An 18,559-nucleotide genomic window follows, 5' to 3' on the forward strand; every position below is an offset into this window, starting at 1 on the left:
CGGCCGGTCCCTAGGCTGTCCGCCGCGAGCCGGGGAGCGGAACGCCCGGCGAGGACACCGGAAGCACACGGGGGAGTGAAGGACATGGCCCGGACTCGACGACGGCTGCGGTCCAGCACGGTGGTGCTGGGCGGCATGGGGGTCCTCGCGGCGGCCCTGTCCGCGTGCGGGTCGGACCCGGACCGGCGCTGCGTGGACCGGAACAGCTACGCCTACCCCCACGGCTACAAGGTCGTCGCCGACAAGAACTGCAAGACCTCCGGTTCCTCCGGCAAGGGCCGCAAGGCCGGCACCGCCGACGCCGACTGGTACTACGACGCCGAGGTCAGCCGCGGGTACGCCGACAACGGCACCTTCAGCCGCAGCGAGGCCGTCGACCGGGGCGGCTTCGGCTGCTCGGGCTCCGGCAGCGGCGGCGGCTGAGCGCCCCGCCGACCGCTGGAGGAGGAACAGGCCCGTGGAACGCCGCACCATCGACCCCCGGCCCGGCTGGCAGCGGACCGTCGAGGAGCAGGGGCTCATCTACCCCCTCACCCGCCACCCCGACGGCTCCCTGCGCCCCTACTGGGACGAGAGCGCCCACTACGTCTTCACCCTGGAGGAGGTCGAGGCGCTGGAGGAGACCGTCGAGGAACTGCACCGCATGTGCCTCGCGGCCGCCGACCACATCGTCACCGCCGGCCGCTTCGCCGACCTGGGCATCACCGACCCGCGCGTCGCCCGCGCGGTCGCCGACGCCTGGCACCGGCGCGCCGAACTCCCCTCCGTCTACGGCCGCTTCGACCTCCACTACGACGGCACCGGCCCCGCGAAGCTCCTGGAGTACAACGCCGACACCCCGACCTCCCTCGTGGAGGCCGCCTCGCCCCAGTGGTTCTGGATGGAGGAACGCTTCCCCGGCGCCGACCAGTGGAACTCCCTGCACGAACGCCTCGTCGACGCCTGGCGGAAGCAGGCCGCCCTCCTCCCGCCGGGCAGCCCCCTGTACTTCGCCCACTCCTCCGACGACGAGAGCGGCGAGGACCTGATGACCGTCGCCTACCTCAAGGAGACCGCCGAGCAGGCCGGCCTCGACACCGACTGGATCTCCATGGAGGAGATCGGCTGGGACCGCCTCTCCGGCCGCTTCGTCGACAACGGGCTGCGGTTCATCCGCAGCATCTTCAAGCTCTACCCCTGGGAATGGCTCACCACCGACCGCTTCGCCGGCCACGTCCTCGACACCCTCGACAACGGCGGCGGCACCGGAAGCACCCTGTGGATCGAACCCGCCTGGAAGATGCTGCTCAGCAACAAGGCCCTGCTGGCGATCCTCTGGGAGCTCCACCCGGGTCACCCCAACCTCCTCCCCGCCCACCTCGACGGCCCCCGCGACCTGGCCGGCACCACCGGCTACGTCGCCAAGCCCCTGCTGGGCCGCGAGGGCGCCGGCGTGACCGTCCACGAGGCCGGCGCCGCCCCCGTCGTCCGCGACGAACCCTGCTGCTACCAGCAGCTCGCCCCCCTGCCCGCCTTCGACGGCAACCACGTCGTCCTGGGCGCCTGGGTCGTCGGGGACGAGTCCGCCGGCCTCGGCATCCGCGAGTCCTCCGGCCTGGTGACCGACGGGTACGCCCGCTTCCTGCCCCATGTGATCCTCTGACGCCGGGGGCGGGCCCCGGCCCCGGCGGGCGGCCCGGGACGACCCACATGGTGGACGCCCGGAACCTCCCCCGGCCGCTCCCGGTAGGCTGGCCCGCGGGCCGTGACTGGCGCGCTGGGATGGGACCGACCATCGGGGAGCGGCCCCTGGGCACCGCCCAGCACCGAGTGCCGTGCGCCTGGGCCGCACCGTGAACGCCGACGCCACGTCCGGAGGTCCCCCGTGTCAGCCGAGCCCCTCTCCACCGCTTCCACCGCCTTCCGCTCCGCCCTCGACGTGATCCGCGCCGTCGAGCCGCGCGTCGCCGACGCCATCGGCCAGGAGGTCGCCGACCAGCGCGAGATGCTCAAGCTGATCGCCTCCGAGAACTACGCCTCCCCGGCGACCCTCCTGGCGATGGGCAACTGGCTCAGCGACAAGTACGCCGAGGGCACCGTCGGCCGCCGCTTCTACGCCGGCTGCCGCAACGTCGACACCGTCGAGTCGCTCGCCGCCGAACACGCCAGGGAGCTGTTCGGCGCCCGCCACGCCTACGTCCAGCCGCACTCCGGCATCGACGCCAACCTCGTCGCCTTCTGGGCCGTGCTCGCCGACCGCGTGGAGGCCCCCTTCCTCGAGAAGACCGGCGTCCGCCAGATCAACGAGCTCTCCGACGCCGACTGGGCCGAGCTGCGGCAGGCCTTCGGCAACCAGCGCATGCTCGGCATGTCCCTGGACGCCGGCGGCCACCTCACCCACGGCTTCCGCCCGAACATCTCCGGCAAGATGTTCGACCAGCGCTCCTACGGCACCGACCCGGCCACCGGCCTCATCGACTACGACGCCCTGCGCGCCCAGGCCCGCGCGTTCAAGCCGCTGATCCTCGTCGCCGGCTACTCCGCCTACCCCCGTCTGGTGAACTTCCGGATCATGCGCGAGATCGCCGACGAGGTCGGCGCCACGCTCATGGTCGACATGGCCCACTTCGCGGGCCTGGTCGCCGGCAAGGTCCTGACCGGCGACTTCGACCCGGTCCCGCACGCCCAGATCGTCACCACCACCACCCACAAGTCGCTGCGCGGCCCGCGCGGCGGCATGGTCCTGTGCGACGACTCCCTCAAGGACCAGGTCGACCGCGGCTGTCCGATGGTCCTCGGCGGCCCGCTCCCGCACGTCATGGCCGCCAAGGCGGTCGCCCTGGCCGAGGCCCGCCAGGAGTCCTTCCGCGACTACGCCCGGCGCATCGTCGACAACTCCCGCGCTCTCGCCGAGGGCCTGATGCGCCGCGGTGCCACCCTGGTCACCGGCGGCACCGACAACCACCTCAACCTGATCGACGTCGCCACCTCCTACGGCCTCACCGGCCGCCAGGCCGAGGCCGCCCTGCTCGAGTCGGGCATCGTCACCAACCGCAACGCCATCCCGGCCGACCCCAACGGCGCCTGGTACACCTCCGGCATCCGCGTCGGCACCCCCGCGCTGACCACGCGCGGCCTGGGCACCGCGGAGATGGACGAGGTCGCCGGTCTCATCGACCGCGTCCTCACCACCGCGGAGCCCGGCACCACCAAGTCGGGCGCCCCCTCCAAGGCGGCCCACGTCCTCGACGCGAAGGTCGCCGACGAGATCTCCCGCCGCGCCACCGACCTGGTCGCCGGCTTCCCGCTCTACCCGGAGATCGACCTCGGCTGAGGCGCCCCTCCCCGACGCGTCCCGCGGCGGTCCGGCCACGTGCCGGGCCGCCGCGCGCCGCGGCCGGGCGTCCGGCGGCTCCCGCCGCGGTCCCGGCTCCTCCCGGTCCTCCCCGCGGCGGACCGGCGGCGACCGCGTCACGCACGGACGCGGCACCAGGGCCGGGGCCGCTCCGGGCGCCCCCGGTGGCGCCGCCACCAGCCGGGACCGGTGCCCGTCGCCGGCGCCGGGCACCGCCCCTCCCGCCGCGCGTCCGGGCCCCCGCCCGGCCGGCCGGCCGGACTCTCGCCCGGCCCGCCCACGGGCCGCCCGTCACCTCCGGCACACCGCCCGTGCGCGGTGCCCGCGCGGGCCCGCACCGGCCCCGCGCACGCCTCCGGCTCCCCGGCGCGCACCCGTGCGGTCACCGCGGCCCCGCCGACGGTGCGGCCGCCCTCCCGCGTCCCCACGCCCGCGTCGCACCGCCGGGGACGGTGCGGTCTCCCCCTGTTCCCGGTCCGTTCCCGACCCGGCCGCGGGACCTGAGAGAATGGGGCACATGGCCTCTGACCGACCCCGCGTGCTCTCCGGAATCCAGCCCACCGCAGGCTCCTTCCACCTCGGCAACTACCTCGGCGCCGTCCGCCAGTGGGTGGACCTGCAGGAGACCCACGACGCGTTCTACATGGTCGTCGACCTGCACGCGATCACGATTCCGCAGGACCCCGAGGAACTGCGCGCCAACACCCGTCTGGCCGCCGCCCAGCTGCTGGCCGCCGGACTCGACCCGGACCGCTGCACGCTCTTCGTCCAGAGCCACGTCCCCGAGCACGCCCAGCTCGCCTGGGTCATGAACTGCCTCACCGGCTTCGGCGAGGCCTCCCGCATGACCCAGTTCAAGGACAAGTCGGCCCGGCACGGCGCGGACCGCACCTCCGTCGGCCTGTTCACGTACCCGGTCCTCCAGGTGGCCGACATCCTGCTGTACCAGGCCGACGAGGTGCCGGTCGGCGAGGACCAGCGCCAGCACATCGAACTCACCCGCGACCTCGCCGAGCGCTTCAACGGCCGGTTCGGCCGGACCTTCACCCTCCCGAAGGCGTACATCCTCAAGGAGACGGCGAAGATCTACGACCTCCAGGACCCGACGGTCAAGATGAGCAAGTCGGCGTCCACGCCCAAGGGCCTCATCAACCTCCTCGACGAGCCGAGGACCACGGCGAAGAAGGTCAAGAGCGCGGTCACCGACACCGACACCGTGATCCGCTACGACGTCGAGAACAAGCCCGGGGTGAGCAACCTCCTCACGATCTACTCGACCCTCACCGGGGCGGGCGTCACCGAACTGGAGGAGCGGTACGCCGGCAAGGGCTACGGCGCGCTCAAGACGGACCTCGCCGAGATCATGGTCGAGTTCGTGACCCCGTTCAGGGAGCGCACCCGGCAGTACCTGGACGACCCCGAGACGCTCGACTCGCTGCTGGCCAAGGGCGCGGAGAAGGCGCGCGCCGTCGCCGCGGAGACCCTCGCCCAGGCGTACGACCGGGTCGGCTTCCTGCCCGCCAAGCACTGAGCCGGCGCACCGGAGCGGCCCCGGCGCCGGTCCGTACCACCGCACAGCGCTGCACATCACTCCGGTTGCGCCTGCCCGCGCCCGGGTCGTGGTCGTACAGTCGATAACCGGGTGACCGTCCGGGCGGTCACCCGGTGCTCACCGGAGCCACCGCACCGCGCTCCACCACCGTGCTTCACCACAGAGAGCTTCACCACAGAGACAGGAGACGACGTGGGGACCGTAACGATCGGTGTGTCGATCGCGGTCCCGGAGCCTCACGGCAGCCGGCTTCAGCAGCTGCGTGCGGGCTTCGGCGACGCCGCGGCGCACGGCATCCCCACGCACGTCACCCTGCTGCCGCCGACGGAGGTCGACGAGGCCGACCTGCCGGACATCGAGATACACCTGAGCGAGGTCGCCGCGGCCGGGCGGCCCTTCCCCATGCGGCTGTCGGGCACCGGCACCTTCCGGCCGCTGTCGCCGGTGGTGTTCGTCCGGGTCGTCGAGGGCGCCGAGGCCTGCACCTGGCTGCAGAAGCAGGTCCGCGACGCCTCCGGTCCCGTCGCCCGCGAGCTGCAGTTCCCGTACCACCCGCACGTCACCGTGGCGCACGGCATCGAGGAGGCGGCCCTGGACCGCGCCTTCGAGGAACTCGCCGACTACGAGGCCGAGTGGCCCTGCACCGGCTTCGCGCTCTACGAGCAGGGTGCCGACGGGGTGTGGCGCAAGCTGCGGGACTTCCCCTTCGGGACCGCCGTGGTGCCGTCGCAGGCCGGGCCCGTGGACCGGGGATCCGTCTCCGCGCACTGAGCCGCGCCCGCGCGGCCCCGCCGGACCTCAGAGCGGCAGCCGCCGGAACACCCCCCGCGGCAGGTGCCGCAGCGCCGACATCACCACGCGCAGCGAGCCCGGCACCCACACCGTCTCCGAGCGGCGCCGCAGCCCCAGTTCGACGGCCGCCGCGACCGCCTCCGGAAGGGTGGCGAGGGGCGCCTCGGGCAGACCGGCGGTCATCCGGGTGCGGACGAAGCCGGGGCGTACGACCATGACGTGCACGCCGGTGCCGTGGAGCGCGTCGCCCAGGCCCTGCGCGAAGGCGTCCAGGCCGGCCTTGCTGGAGCCGTAGATGAAGTTCGCGCGGCGGGCCCGCTCGCCCGCGACGGAGGACAGCACCACCAGGGAGCCGTGGCCCTGTGCCTGGAGCGCCCGCGCGCACACCAGACCCGCCGAGACCGCGCCGGTGTAGTTGGTCTGCGCGACGCGCACCGCGGCCCGCGGGTCCTGCTCGTCGCGGGCCTGGTCGCCGAGGACGCCGAAGGCGAGCAGGACCATGTCGACGTCGCCCTCGGCGAAGACCTTGCCGAGCGCCTCCTCGTGGCCGGCGGGGTCGAGCGCGTCGAAGGCGACGGTGCGCACCTCGGCGCCGAGGCCGCGCAGGTGGACGGCGGCCTCCTCCAGGCCGGGGGAGGGGCGGCCGGCCAGCCACACCGTGCGGGTGCGGCGGACGATCAGCCGGCGGGCGGTGGCCAGCGCGATCTCGGAGGTACCGCCGAGGACGAGCAGGGACTGGGGGAGGCCGAAGGCGTCCTTCACGACAGCTCCTAGGTCTTGCGTCGGGATCGTTCGGACCGGCGGACCGTTCGGACCGGACCGGGGCGGGGGAGCGGGCCGGGCCCGGCGCGACCCGGCGCGGTCCGGAGGACGGGTCCGGGCGGCGGTGCGGTGGTCTCAGAGGCGGAGCCGGCGGGCCAGGTCGGAGGTGAACACCCCGCGCGGGTCCAGTTCCGCGCGCAGTGCGCGGAAGTCGTCCAGGCGCGGGTACATGGCCGCGAGCAGCTCCGGGCGCAGCCGGGAGTCCTTGGCGAGGTAGACGCGTCCGCCGGCCGCGGCGACCTCCTCGTCGAGCTCGTCGAGGAGGGGGCCGAGGCCGGGCAGGGACGCCGGGACGTCCAGGGCCAGGGTCCAGCCCGGCACGGGGAAGGAGAGCCAGCCGGGGTCGGCCCCGCCGAAGCGCTTGAGGACGGCCAGGAAGGACGGGCAGCGGCGTTCGGCGATGCGGCGCACGATCCGCCGCAGGGCGTCCTCCCGGCCGTGGCCGACGACGAACTGGTACTGCACGAAGCCGCCGGGGCCGTAGACGCGGTTCCAGTGGGGCACGCCGTCCAGGGGGTGGAAGAACGTGGAGATCCGCTGGAGCTGCCCCGTCCGCGCGCGGGGCGCCCTGCGGTACCACAGCGCGTTGAACAGCCCCACGGTGGTGCGGCTGAGCAGGCCCCCGGGGACGAAGGACGGGGCGGCCGGGAACCGGGAGGTGCGGAAGGCCAGCGGCTCCCGGCGGGCGCGCGCGCCCTCGGGCAGCGCCGCCAGGGGGGCGTGGTCGCCGCGGGTGAGCACCGCGCGGCCGGTGGCCGCGCCGCGGGCCAGCAGGTCGATCCAGGCGACCGAGTAGCGGTAGCGGTGGTCGCCGGCGGACAGGCGGGCCATCAGGTCGTCGAGGTCGTCCGCGCGTTCGGTGTCGACCGTCATCAGCGAGGTCTCGACCGGCTGGAGCCGGAGCGTCGCGGTCAGGATCACCCCGGTCAGGCCCATGCCGCCCGCGGTCGCGTCGAACAGCGGCGTGCCCGGCGCGACGGTGCGGACCCGGCCGTCGGCGGTGAGCAGTTCCAGGGACAGCACGTGGCGGGAGAAGGAGCCCGACACGTGGTGGTTCTTGCCGTGGATGTCGGCGCCGATCGCCCCGCCGACGGTCACGTAGCGCGTGCCCGGCGTGACCGGCACGAACCAGCCGAGCGGCAGCAGCACCTCCATCAGCCGGTGCAGGGAGACGCCCGCGTCGCACCGCACGGTGCCGCCGTCGGCGTCGATCGCGTGGACGCGGTCCAGGCCCGTCATGTCGAGCACGGCACCGCCCGCGTTCTGCGCCGCGTCCCCGTACGCCCGTCCCAGTCCCCGCGCGATGCCCCCGCGGGCCCCGCACTCCCGGACGGCCCGGGCGGCCTCCTCGTACGTCCGCGGGCGGATCAGCCGGGCGGCGGTGGGGGCGGTGCGCCCCCATCCCGTGACGGGAACGGTGTCGGCAGGCATGGACGCGACCGTATCGCCCTCGTGTGGGCGGTTGGTTTCGAAACGTCAACCCCGTCCCCGAAACGGGTGATTAATGGGATGTCGCTCCCTGATGGTGGAATTCCGGCCCGCGGGGAGTGAACAGTGAGTCCACATGGACGACCTCCACGACCTCCACCGCCCGCGGAACGCCCGCCGCCCCCTCGGCCCGCACGGCATGGACCACCGGATCGGCGCGGCCCTCAGGGCGTGCGGTGCGGATCCGCGCGTGGCCGGCGCCGCGCGCGTCCTGTCCTGGGCGGGGGAGCACGGGGCACTGTGGCTCGCGGCGGGACTGGCCGGCGCCGCCGTGGACCGCCCGCGGCGCGGCGCCTGGCTGCGCGGCACCGCGCTCACCGCGGGTGCCCACGCCGTCAGCATGGGGGTGAAGCGGATCGTGCGCCGCCCGCGCCCGGCGGGCGTCGAGCCCCTGGTCGGCACGGTCGGCCGGCACTCCTTCCCCAGCTCCCACGCCACCTCCGCCGCGGCCGCCGCCGTCGCCTTCGGGGCGCTGGGGGCGCATCCGGTGCCCCCGCTCGCCGCCGCCGTCTGCCTCTCCCGCCTGGTGGCCGGCGTGCACCACCCCTCGGACGTGGCGGCCGGCGCCGCCCTGGGCGCGCTCACGGCCCGGCTCGGCGCCCGCTGGATGCGGGGAGGCGCGGCGTGACCGACACCGCCCTCCTGCACCGGCACCCGGACCGGCGGCGGACGGCGCCGCCCTCCGGCGGCCTCGGCGGACTCCTCAAGGGCCTGCTGCGCACCGCGCGGCCCAAGCAGTGGGTCAAGAACGTCCTGGTGGTCGCCGCCCCCGCCGCCGCCGGCGAGCTCTTCTCCTGGCCCGCCCTGGCGCGGGTCGCGCTGGTCTTCGTCCTGTTCACCGTCTGCGCCGCCGCCGTCTACCTGGTCAACGACGCCCGCGACGCCGAGGCCGACCGCGCCCACCCCGTCAAGTGCCGCCGCCCGGTCGCCGCCGGCCAGGTGCCGGTCCCGGTCGCCTACGCCGTCGGCGCCGTCCTCGGCGTCCTCGCGCCCGTCGCCGCGGCCCGGCTGTGCCCGCCGCAGGTGGCGGTGCTGCTGACCGCGTACCTCGGCATGCAGCTGGCGTACTGCGTCAGCCTCAAGCACGTCCTCGTCGTCGACCTCGTCGTCGTCACCACCGGCTTCCTGATGCGGGCGGTGGCCGGCGGGCTCGCGCTCGGCATCCCGCTGTCGCGCTGGTTCCTGATCACCACCGGCTTCGGCGCGCTGTTCATGGTCGCGGCCAAGCGCTACTCCGAGGCCGTCCAGATGGACGGGAAGGCGGGCGCCACGCGCGCGCTGCTCACCGAGTACACCGCCGGCTACCTCCGCTTCGTCTGGCAGCTCGCGGCCGGCGTCGCCGTCCTCGGCTACTGCCTGTGGGCCCTGGAGGAGGGCGGGGCGCCGCACGCCGGCGTGCTGCCCTGGCGGGAGCTGTCCGTGGTCGCCTTCGTCCTCGCCGTCCTCAGGTACGCCGTCTTCGCCGACCGCGGCGCCGCGGGCGAACCCGAGGAGGTGGTCCTGGGCGACCGCGCGCTCGCCCTCATCGGCCTGGTGTGGGCGGCGATGTACGCCCTGGCGGTGACGCACCGGTGAGACGGGGCCCGGCCCGGGGCGCGCCGTCCGGCGGGCGGTTCCGGGAGGCCGGGACATCGGTCCTGCGCGGCGGGGGCAGAGTCGGAGCATGGACTGGCTGAAGAGGCTCCCGCGCGTCGGGCCGTGGGTGGCGCGGCTGATGCTCACGCACGCGTGGCGGTCGTACGAGCGCCTGGACCGCGTGCACTGGACGCGGCTGGCCGCCGCGATGACGTTCACCAGCTTCGTCGCGCTGTTCCCGCTGCTCACCGTGGCCGCCGCGATCGGCGCCGCCACGCTCGGCCAGGACCGGCAGAAGTCCCTCCAGGACACGATCACCGACCAGGTGCCCGGCATCTCCGACGAGCTGAACATCGACGACCTGGTGCAGAACGCCGGCACCGTCGGCCTCATCGCCGGCGCCGCCCTGCTGTTCACCGGCATCAGGTGGGCCGGGTCCACGCGCGAGTGCCTGCGCGCGGTGTGGGAGCTGCCCGACGAGGAGGAGAACCCGTTCCTGCGCCGGGGCAAGGACGCGGGCGTCCTCGTCGGGCTCGGCGGCGCGGTCCTGACCACCCTGGCCGCCTCCGCCGTCGCCTCCGCGCTGATCGGCCGGATCAGCGACGCCATCGGGCTGGAGCAGGGCGGCTGGGGCGGGATCGTCCTGCGGATCGCGGCGTTCGCCGTCGCCGCGGGCGCCGACTTCCTGCTCCTGCTGTACGTCCTGACCCTGCTGCCCGGCGTCGAGCCCGCCCGGCACCGCCTGATGGTCGCCGCGCTCACCGGCGCGGTCGGCTTCGAACTGCTGAAGCTGCTGCTCAGCGGCTACATGCAGGGCGTCGCCACGAAGAGCGTGTACGGCGCCTTCGGCGTGCCGGTCGCCCTGCTGCTGTGGATCAACTTCACCGCGAAGCTCGTCCTGTTCTGCGCCGCCTGGACGGCGACGCCGAGCAAGGGGGGCGAACTCACGGACGCGAGTGGCGACGCACCAGGTCCGGCAGCGGCCAGCGGCGGTTGACCAGGAACGCGCCGCCCGCGAGCAGCACCAGCACCCCGCCGGTGATGCCCAGGGCGACCCCGGCGCCGCCGGAGCCGCTCCCGGCCGCGGCGCCCGCCACCGGCTTCGCCCCCGCTCCGACGACTCCGGCCGCGCCGTCCCCGGTGCCCCCGGCCTCACCGGGGGAGGCGGCCGCCCCCGGCCGGGCGTCCGTCCGCGCGGCGCTCCTCGGCGGCACCAGCTCGCCCACCGGCTCCACCTTGCCGGCCGCCTCGAAACCCCAGTCGAAGAGCTTCGCGGTCTCCTTGTAGACCTCGTTGCCCCCGTTCTTCTTCTCCGGGTTCATCACGGTGACCAGCAGCACCCTGCCGTCGCGCTCGGCGACCCCGGTGAAGGTGGCGCCCGCGTTGCTGGTGCTGCCGTTCTTCACGCCCGCTATGCCCGCGTAGACGGGCACGTCGCGGGCCCCGGCCAGCAGCCGGTTGGTGTTCTGGATCTCGAAGGACCCGCGGACCTCCTTGCCCTTCTTGTCCTTCTTCGTCTCGCCGGGGAACTTCGCGGAGACCGTCGAGCAGTACTCCCGGAAGTCCTTCTTCTGCAGCCCGGACCGGGCGATCAGCGTCAGGTCGTAGGCGGAGGACACCTGGCCCTCGGCGTCGTAGCCGTCGGGGCTGACCACGTGCGTGTCGAGGGCCTGGAGCTCCTCGGCGCGGTCGTTCATCTCCGCGACGGTCTTCTCCACGCCGCCGTTCATCGCCGACAGCACGTGCACGGCGTCGTTGCCGGACCGCAGGAAGACCCCGAGCCACAGGTCGTGGACGGTGTAGGTCTCCTCCTCCTTGATCCCGACCATGCTGGAGCCGGGGCCGACGCCGGCCAGGTCGGAGACCTCCACCCGGTGCTCCGCCGACTTGGGCCACTTCGGCAGCAGGGTGTCGGCGAACAGCATCTTCAGCGTGCTCGCCGGGGCCAGCCGCCAGTGCGCGTTGTGCGCGGCCAGCACCTCGCCGGACTCGGCGTCGGCGACGATCCAGGAGCGGGCGGACACGTCCTTCGGCAGCACCGGCACCCCGCTCGCGAGGTTGACCTGGGTCCCCGGCTGTCCGAGCCGGGCGCCGCCCACGGTCGACATCTTCGCCGGGGGCGTGGCCGAGGGGGTGGCCGACGGCTTCGGGGCCGCCAGGGCGGCGGGCGCGGTCAGCGCGGTGGACAGCAGGACGGCGGAGGCGAGCAGGAGCGGTCGCCGGACGGTGTTCTGGGGTGCGGGCACGGTCGGAAAGGTACATGCCACGCCCGGGGGCGTCCCGTCCCGGTGCCCACCCCGGGCGGGGAACCGGACGGGCGCCGGAGATACTGGACCCATGCCGTGCTCCTCCGGGGGACACTCCCCGGACACCCGGCCGGACGAGGGGGACCGGCGCCGCGATGAAAGGTCTGCTCTGGTGAAACTCAGCCGCCCCGTCTCCTGGTTCCTGCTCGTCTTCGGGGTGTGGAGCTGGGTCATCTGGATCACTTTCGTCAGAAACCTGGTCAAGGACAGCAGCGGGCTCGCGTTCGAGGACGGGGACCCGACGGCGTACTTCTGGGTGCACCTGCTGCTCGCCGTCGTCTCCTTCGTATGGGGGACGGTCATCGGGGGCATCGGGTTGCGCGGCCTGCGCGCACTGAGCCGGACGTCACGGACGTCCTGACCGGAAACAGGGGAACTCCGCACCGTGGCCATCGTTTTCGTACTCGTCGCGCTGCTCGTCCTGGCCGTCCTGGTGACGAGCAGCTGGTACGTGTGGCGCCGACTGTTCCGGGACACCACCCGGGGGCCGGGCCCGGCGCGCCGCGCGGGCGCGGCGGTGATCGCCGGCGGCTGGGCGCTGGCGGTGGCCGCCTTCGTCTTCGGGCGCGGCGACGCCCCCTTCTGGCTCCAGCAGGTCCTGGCCTGGCCCGGGTTCCTGTGGCTGGCCCTCTGCCTCTACCTCTTCCTGGCCCTGCTCGCGGGCGAGTTCGTCCGGCCCGTGCTGCAGCGGGTCCTCGAACGGCGGGCAAGGGCGAAGGCCGCGCCGGAGGCCGAGCGGCCGCGGCCGGCGCAGATACCGGCGGGCGCGACGGCCGCGCCCGCCGCGCGGCCGGCGGCCGCGGACCCCGAGGCCGGCTCCGGACCCGGGGCGCCGGAGGCCGGTGTTCCCGGTGACACCAGCGGGGCGCCGGACGCCGCTCCGGCCGCCGCCGCCCCCGACGCCGGGCCCTCCCGCCGCCTGTTCGTCTCCCGGGTCGTCGGCGGGGCCGCCGCCGCGGCGGCCCTGGGGACCGTGGGGTACGGGACGTACGGCGTGCTGCGCGGACCGCGGGTGAAGCGGGTCACCGTGCCGCTCGCCAAGCTGCCGCGCGCGGCGCACGGTTACCGCATCGCGGTGGTCAGCGACATCCACCTGGGCCCGGTCCTCGGCCGCGGCTTCGCGCAGAAGGTCGTCGACACGATCAACTCCACCCAGCCCGACCTGATCGCGGTCGTCGGCGACCTGGTGGACGGCACCGTGAAGGACCTCGGCCCGGCCGCCGCCCCGCTGGCCCAGCTGACGGCGCGTCACGGCTCCTTCTTCGTCACCGGCAACCACGAGTACTTCTCCGGTGCCGAGCAGTGGGTCGAGGAGGTGCGCCGCCTCGGCCTGCGCCCGCTGGAGAACGCCCGCACGGAGCTTCCGCACTTCGACCTGGCGGGGGTGAACGACCTGGCCGGCGAGGACGAGGGGCAGGGCCCGGACTTCGCGCGGGCGCTCGGCGACCGGGACCGGGCCCGCGCGTGCGTGCTGCTCGCCCACCAGCCGGTGCAGATCCACGAGGCCGTCGACCACGGCGTCGACCTCCAGCTCTCCGGCCACACCCACGGCGGCCAGCTCTGGCCCGCCAGCCTCGTCGCCGGGGCCGCCAACCCCACCCTCGACGGCCTGGACCGCTACGGCGACACCCAGCTCTACGTCTCCCGCGGCGCCGGCGCCTGGGGCCCGCCCACCCGGGTCGGCGCACCGTCGGACATCACGGTGATCGAACTCGCGTCGGCCCGGGCCTGAGGGGCCGGGCCGCCCCCGCGGGACGAGGGGCGCCGGCCACGGCCGGGCCCACCCCGCGTCCGGTGGGGCGGAGGCGGTCAGCCGGAGGGCGCGGGGCGCCCGTCGCCGACGGGCGGGTCCTGCCCCGCCGCCCCCTTCGCCGGGTCCGGCAGGGCCTTCGTCATCCCCGGCAGGAACTCGGTGAACAGCTCGTGCACCTCGCGCACGAGCGGCCGCAGGACCCGGAAGCGGGCCAGGGCGACACCGCGAGCGGTGAGCCGGGCGCCCCGCTCGGCGAGCCGGTAGCTGCGTTCGCGGCCCTCGGTGCGGTCGAAGATCCAGTACAGGACGAGTCCCATCTGGGACAGCCACATCAACTCGGGCAGGGCGTCGCGCAGTTCTCCGGGTACCTTGGTCCGCGCGCCGGCCAGCACCTCCCGGTGGATGGCGATCACCTCCTCGCGCGCGTGCTCCGACTCGGCGGAGAACGGGCTGAGCGGGCTGTCCGGATCGGCGGCGTTCTTGAAGAACTGCACCGCGAACTCGTGGTACGGCGTGGCGATGTCCAGCCAGGCCTTCAGCACGCCGGCCAGCCGGGCCTCCAGGTCGGTCTCCCGCGCCAGGACCTCCCGGACCGCCACCTGGTGCTCGGCGGCGATCCGGTCGTAGAAGCCCTGGATCAGGTGCTCCTTGCCCTCGAAGTAGTAGTACGCGTTGCCGACGGAGACCCCGGCCTCCTGGGCGATGGCCCGCATGGTCGTCCGGTCGTACCCGCGCTCCCGGAACAGCCGCATGGCCGTCTCGAGGATCAGGGCACGGGTCTGCTCGGACTTGCTGGGGGTGGCGCCGCCGTCGGGGCCGTCGTTCTTCACGGGCACGGGAAGAGAGCCTAACGCCAGGGGAGGGGCGTCCTACGGGGCGGCGCGGGAGCCGTCCGCGCAGCCCGGCGGGGTGTGGCGCCAGCCGTGGTGCGGGTCGTACGTCCAGCCGTCGGCCCGGTGGTACGCCCGGCCGCCCCAGCCGGACCCCCGCGCGCCGTCCCGTCGCGTCCCGCGCCACTCGGCGGCGGCCAGCACCGCGCCCCTGGCGAGCCGGGCGCCGGACGGGGTGGCCAGCCGGTGGGCCAGCGGCCGGTGCTCGCGCAGCGCCCACAGGGCGACGATCCAGGCGGCGGCGCCCCGGTAGACCTGCCCGGCGTCGCCGACCACGGTGATCTCCCGGAGGGTGGCGTCGTGGTCGAGGCCGGGGAAGCGGGCCCGGGCCGCCGGCGAGCCCGCCGGGACCGGCTCCAGGGGCACCAGCTGCGGCCGGCGGACCAGCCAGTCCCGTACGAAGGCGCACGGGGAGCACTCGGCGTCGTAGAGCACGGTGAGCCGGCGGACCGGGACGCGCGCGGCGCCCCGGACCCCGCGCGTGGCCGTCACGCCGCTCACGCCCCGGCCGGGGGGGCCACCCAGTCCTGCGGCGCGACCGGCGGCACCTGTTCCCGCTCCATCACCCGGCGCCGCCGGATCCGGTCGAGCACGTACACGTTGCCCAGGTGCAGGGCGCCCAGCACCAGCAGGACCACGCCGAGCTTGGCCGACAGCGCCTCGAAGACGCCGCGGGTGTCGGCGATCACGCCGTCGCCGCTCAGGTACAGCGCGACGAACCCGAGGTTGACCAGGTAGAAGCCGACCACCAGCAGGTGGTTGACGGCGTCGGCGAGCTTCTCCTCGCCGCGCAGCACGTCGGCGAGGAAGGCCCTCCCGTTGCTGCTGAGCGTGCGGGCCACCCAGACGGTCAGCGCGATGCTGACCACCAGGTAGACGACGTAGGCGATGACCGTGCGGTCCATGTCCCCCAGCCTCTCTTGAACGCGTTCAAAACGCTGACGGGAGGACTGTAGGGCCTCTTTTTGAACATGTTCAACCCGGTGGCCGGGTGGACTGCGTCACGGTCGTCGTCCCGGTCCCCGCACGAGCGCTGTCGGTGCCGTCCCGTACGGTCCTCGCCATGGGAACCGTGACATGCGTCGACGAGACGACGACGGGGCGGCGGCGCGCCGTCCTGGACCTGGAGATCACCGAGGAACGGCTGACGGTGGGCGAGCTGATCCGGCGCCGGGTGTTCCAGGAGGTCGCCGAGTACCACGCGCGGACACCGCAGGTGTTCCAGGGGCTCGTGCAGCCGACGGACGCGGAGCGCGTCGTCAACGGCTACGCGCTCCGCTCCCCCCGTCGCATCGATCCGGAGGCCCAGACCGAGCTGGCCCTGCGCGCCTTCGCGGGCAACGGCTTCCTGGTGCTGGTGGGGGACCGCCAGGTCACCGACCCGGACGAGGAGATCGATCTCCCGCTGGGCACCGAGGTCACGTTCCTCAAGCTCGTACCGCTGGTGGGTGGCTGATGCGCACACCCACGTCGTACACGGCGCGGATGCGCGACAGGGCCGAGGACGGCGACGCGGGCCGGGCCGCCGAGGAGGTGCTGGGGGCCCTCGGCGCGCGCAGCGGGGGCTGGAGCGGGCAGTGGGACGCCGTCCTGGAGGCGCTGCGGGACCTTCCGGCGGAGCGGCGCCGGGACCTGGTGCACGCCGTGGCCGACCGCTTCGACTCGGTCGACGACGACCTGGAGGCACGCGGCCGCGTCCTCGCCCTGTGCTGCCGCCTCCAGGAGGGCACGGGCGGCGACCCCCTGGCCGCCGAGCGCCGCAAGGCCCTGGACGAGGTGGGGCGACGGACCGCGTTCTGGTACACCTCCCGTTTCGACGTGCTGGTCCGGGCGGAGCTGGACGCGGGCCGCCCGCCCGCACCGGCCCTCGTGGCGGTCGTCCGCCGTTCGGCGTTGAACGCCGCCACCTGCAAGGAGTTGGCCCAGTTGGGCGAGAGCCTCACCGACCCGGTCCTCAACATCGGCGAGCAGTGGTCCGAGCGGGCCCTGCGCGACGCCACCGGCCCCGACTGGCGGGCCCTGCTCGCCCACGCCGCCACCGCCGGCTCGTCCAGGCCCACCGCCGAGTGGGACGCACGGGCCCGCGCCCTCGTCGACGCCCTCGGCGCCGACCGGGTCCGCGAGACCGTCCTGTCCTGGTTCGCCCTCGTCGGCCGCCCCCGCACCCTCCCGCTGAGGCGCCCCGCGTACGGGCCGGACCCCAACGACACCTTCGACCCCTGCAACGCCACCGCCCTGCGCGGCCTGGCCTGGCTGCTCTCCCTGCTGCCGCCGCACCCCGACACCGCCCGGACGCTGGGCGCGCTGGTCGAGACGTCCCTGAAGAAGGTGGCGGGCCTCGGTCCCCGCAGTCCCAAGGTCGCGGGCGCCGCCGTCCTCGGGCTCGCCCGGACCGACGGCGAGGCCGCCCTCGCCGAACTCGCCCGTCTCGCCGCCCGCGTGACGTTCAAGACCACCCTCAAGCTCCTCGACACGGCCCTCCAGGAGCGGGCCGCCGCGCTCGGGCTCGGCCGCGAGGAGATCGAGGAGCTGGCCGTCCCGGCGTACGGGCTGACCGGGGTCGGCCGCGCGGAGCACCGGTTCGGCGACGCCACCGCCGTGCTGGCGGTGGAGGGCACCCGGGCCCGGCTGACCTGGCGCAACGCGGCCGGCAAGACGGTGAGGAGCGTGCCCGCCGCCGTGCGGCGCGACCACGCCGAGGAGTTGAAGGAGCTCAGGGCGGTGGTCAAGGACGTCGACCGGATGCTCCCGGCGCAGAGCGAGCGCCTGGACCGCCAGTTCCTGGCCCGCCGCACCTGGTCCTACGCCGCCTGGCGCGAGCGCTACCTCGACCACCCCCTGGTCGGCACCCTGGCCCGCCGCCTGCTGTGGACGGTCGACGGCACGACGGCCGGCTACGCGGACGGCGCCCTGCGCACCCTCACCGACGTCCCCGTGACCGGGGGCACCGAGGTCGCCCTGTGGCACCCGGTCGGCCGGGAACCCGCCGAGGTCGTCGCCTGGCGGGACTGGCTGGAGCGGCACGGCGTGACCCAGCCGTTCAAGCAGGCCCACCGCGAGGTGTACCTGCTCACCGACGCCGAGCGCGCCACCCGCACCTACTCCAACCGCTTCGCGGCCCACGTCCTGCGCCAGCACCAGTTCCACTCCCTGGCGGCGGTCCGGGGCTGGCGCAACAAACTGCGGCTGTGCGTCGACGGTTCGGCGCCGCCGGCCACCCGCGCCCTGCCGGCCTGGGGGCTGCGCGCCGAGTACTGGATCGAGGGCGACGGCCAGGAGTACGGCGTCGACACCACCGACTCCGGCAGCTACCTGCGCCTGCGCACCGATCAGGTCCGCTTCTACCCGATCGACGCCCCGGAGAACTCCGCGCACTGCTACGGCGACGGGTACGGCATGGCGCCGCACGACGGCCGGGGCCCCGTCGACCCGGTCCCCCTGGAGGACGTCCCGCCCCTGGTCCTCTCCGAGGTCCTGCGGGACGTGGACCTGTTCGTCGGCGTGGCGAGCGTCGGCAACGACCCCACCTGGCAGGACGGCGGGCCCGGCGGCCGCTTCGGGGAGTACTGGACGTCGTACGCCTTCGGCGATCTGAACCAGGGCGCACAGACCCGCCGGGCCCTGCTGGAGCGCCTGGTACCGAGGCTCGCGATCGCCGACCGCTGCACCCTCGAGGGCCGCTTCCTGCGCGTGCGGGGCGACCGCCACGCCTACAGGATCCACCTCGGCTCGGGCAACGTCCTCAGGACCCCGAACGACCAGTACCTGTGCATCGTCCAGAAGTCCGACCCGGCCGCCCCGCAGACCGGTTACCTCCCGTACGAGGGCGACCGCATGCTGGCCGTCATCCTCAGCAAGGCGATGCTGCTGGCCGACGACACCTCCATCACGGACCCGACGATCCTGAGCCAGCTGTAGGAGCCCAGCGCCCCCGGCCGCCCGTCCGGCGGCGGGGAGGGGCGGAGGGCGCCCTCGGGGCCGTCCCGGACGCTCCCCCGCCCGAAGGCGTGGCACACCTGCCGTGAGGGCCCCGTCTCCGCCGGAGAC

The 18,559-nt window shown here is 74.6% G+C and carries 18 protein-coding genes; 12 read left to right on the top strand and 6 right to left on the bottom strand.

What is annotated here, in order from left to right; translation table 11 throughout:
• Positions 1-84 precede the first annotated feature (84 nt).
• From ACZ56B_RS22305 to ACZ56B_RS22325, 5 genes are all read left to right on the top strand, one after another.
• Positions 85-423 carry a hypothetical protein gene (locus tag ACZ56B_RS22305; RefSeq protein WP_468793333.1) on the top strand — a complete coding sequence of 113 codons (339 nt, stop codon included), beginning with the start codon at positions 85-87 and terminating at the stop codon, positions 421-423.
• A gap of 34 nt (positions 424-457) precedes the next feature.
• Entirely contained in the window at positions 458-1,642 is a 1,185-nt protein-coding gene (locus ACZ56B_RS22310) for a glutathionylspermidine synthase family protein (protein WP_468793336.1), read from the top strand.
• Between the two features lie 222 nt (positions 1,643-1,864).
• Positions 1,865-3,313 carry a glycine hydroxymethyltransferase gene (locus ACZ56B_RS22315; protein WP_468793339.1) on the top strand — a complete coding sequence of 483 codons (1,449 nt, stop codon included), beginning with the start codon at positions 1,865-1,867 and terminating at the stop codon, positions 3,311-3,313.
• A 538-nt stretch (positions 3,314-3,851) separates the two neighbouring features.
• Positions 3,852-4,865 carry a tryptophan--tRNA ligase gene (trpS, locus tag ACZ56B_RS22320; protein WP_468793342.1) on the top strand — a complete coding sequence of 338 codons (1,014 nt, stop codon included), beginning with the start codon at positions 3,852-3,854 and terminating at the stop codon, positions 4,863-4,865.
• Positions 4,866-5,078: 213 nt separating this feature from the next.
• Entirely contained in the window at positions 5,079-5,657 is a 579-nt protein-coding gene (locus tag ACZ56B_RS22325) for a 2'-5' RNA ligase family protein (RefSeq protein WP_468793345.1), read from the top strand.
• Between the two features lie 27 nt (positions 5,658-5,684).
• On the opposite strand, the gene ACZ56B_RS22330 is transcribed toward ACZ56B_RS22325, so the two are convergent.
• Positions 5,685-6,440 carry a decaprenylphospho-beta-D-erythro-pentofuranosid-2-ulose 2-reductase gene (locus ACZ56B_RS22330; protein WP_468793348.1) on the bottom strand — a complete coding sequence of 252 codons (756 nt, stop codon included), beginning with the start codon at positions 6,438-6,440 and terminating at the stop codon, positions 5,685-5,687.
• A gap of 135 nt (positions 6,441-6,575) precedes the next feature.
• Positions 6,576-7,931 carry an FAD-binding oxidoreductase gene (locus ACZ56B_RS22335; protein WP_468793352.1) on the bottom strand — a complete coding sequence of 452 codons (1,356 nt, stop codon included), beginning with the start codon at positions 7,929-7,931 and terminating at the stop codon, positions 6,576-6,578.
• 133 nt (positions 7,932-8,064) lie between these two features.
• Here ACZ56B_RS22335 and ACZ56B_RS22340 point away from each other — a divergent pair, with 133 nt between their 5' ends.
• From ACZ56B_RS22340 to ACZ56B_RS22350, 3 genes are all read left to right on the top strand, one after another.
• Positions 8,065-8,616 (top strand): phosphatase PAP2 family protein, encoded by a 552-nt coding sequence (locus ACZ56B_RS22340; RefSeq protein ID WP_468793356.1) that lies wholly within the window; start codon positions 8,065-8,067, stop codon positions 8,614-8,616.
• Positions 8,613-9,563 (top strand): decaprenyl-phosphate phosphoribosyltransferase, encoded by a 951-nt coding sequence (locus ACZ56B_RS22345; protein WP_468793359.1) that lies wholly within the window; start codon positions 8,613-8,615, stop codon positions 9,561-9,563. Before ACZ56B_RS22340 ends, ACZ56B_RS22345 begins: the two co-directional genes overlap by 4 nt.
• Before the next feature lie 88 nt (positions 9,564-9,651).
• The gene (locus ACZ56B_RS22350; protein ID WP_468793362.1) at positions 9,652-10,560 is read left to right on the top strand and encodes a YihY/virulence factor BrkB family protein; all 909 of its coding nucleotides are present in this window, start codon (positions 9,652-9,654) and stop codon (positions 10,558-10,560) included.
• On the opposite strand, the gene ACZ56B_RS22355 is transcribed toward ACZ56B_RS22350, so the two are convergent.
• Positions 10,508-11,809 carry a D-alanyl-D-alanine carboxypeptidase family protein gene (locus ACZ56B_RS22355; RefSeq protein ID WP_468793365.1) on the bottom strand — a complete coding sequence of 434 codons (1,302 nt, stop codon included), beginning with the start codon at positions 11,807-11,809 and terminating at the stop codon, positions 10,508-10,510. The two genes, ACZ56B_RS22350 and ACZ56B_RS22355, sit on opposite strands and share 53 nt — an antisense overlap.
• Before the next feature lie 172 nt (positions 11,810-11,981).
• Here ACZ56B_RS22355 and ACZ56B_RS22360 point away from each other — a divergent pair, with 172 nt between their 5' ends.
• Positions 11,982-12,230 carry an SCO4848 family membrane protein gene (locus ACZ56B_RS22360; protein ID WP_345579298.1) on the top strand — a complete coding sequence of 83 codons (249 nt, stop codon included), beginning with the start codon at positions 11,982-11,984 and terminating at the stop codon, positions 12,228-12,230.
• Positions 12,231-12,254: 24 nt separating this feature from the next.
• Positions 12,255-13,601, top strand: coding sequence for a metallophosphoesterase (locus ACZ56B_RS22365; protein ID WP_468793369.1), 1,347 nt, complete (start codon positions 12,255-12,257; stop codon positions 13,599-13,601).
• Positions 13,602-13,678: 77 nt separating this feature from the next.
• Here ACZ56B_RS22365 and ACZ56B_RS22370 read toward each other — a convergent pair whose 3' ends face one another.
• The 3 genes from ACZ56B_RS22370 to ACZ56B_RS22380 are packed head-to-tail and all read right to left on the bottom strand — an operon-like array spanning position 13,679 to position 15,417.
• Positions 13,679-14,458, bottom strand: a complete 780-nt coding sequence (locus tag ACZ56B_RS22370) for a TetR/AcrR family transcriptional regulator (RefSeq protein ID WP_468793372.1) — start codon at positions 14,456-14,458, stop codon at positions 13,679-13,681.
• 33 nt (positions 14,459-14,491) lie between these two features.
• Complete coding sequence (locus ACZ56B_RS22375) at positions 14,492-15,013, bottom strand: thiol-disulfide oxidoreductase DCC family protein (protein ID WP_468793375.1); 522 nt, start codon at positions 15,011-15,013, stop codon at positions 14,492-14,494.
• On the bottom strand, positions 15,010-15,417 hold the full coding sequence (locus ACZ56B_RS22380) for a hypothetical protein (RefSeq protein ID WP_468793378.1): 408 nt from the start codon (positions 15,415-15,417) through the stop codon (positions 15,010-15,012). Before ACZ56B_RS22380 ends, ACZ56B_RS22375 begins: the two co-directional genes overlap by 4 nt.
• A gap of 158 nt (positions 15,418-15,575) precedes the next feature.
• Here ACZ56B_RS22380 and ACZ56B_RS22385 point away from each other — a divergent pair, with 158 nt between their 5' ends.
• Both ACZ56B_RS22385 and ACZ56B_RS22390 read left to right on the top strand, forming a co-directional pair.
• Positions 15,576-15,968, top strand: a complete 393-nt coding sequence (locus tag ACZ56B_RS22385) for a hypothetical protein (protein ID WP_468793381.1) — start codon at positions 15,576-15,578, stop codon at positions 15,966-15,968.
• A complete protein-coding gene (locus ACZ56B_RS22390; RefSeq protein WP_468793384.1) occupies positions 15,968-18,430 on the top strand; it encodes a DUF4132 domain-containing protein in 2,463 nt (820 codons plus the stop codon). Before ACZ56B_RS22385 ends, ACZ56B_RS22390 begins: the two co-directional genes overlap by 1 nt.
• Positions 18,431-18,559 lie beyond the last annotated feature (129 nt).

The sequence above is a fragment of the Streptomyces sp. NPDC034670 genome (assembly GCF_055574875.1).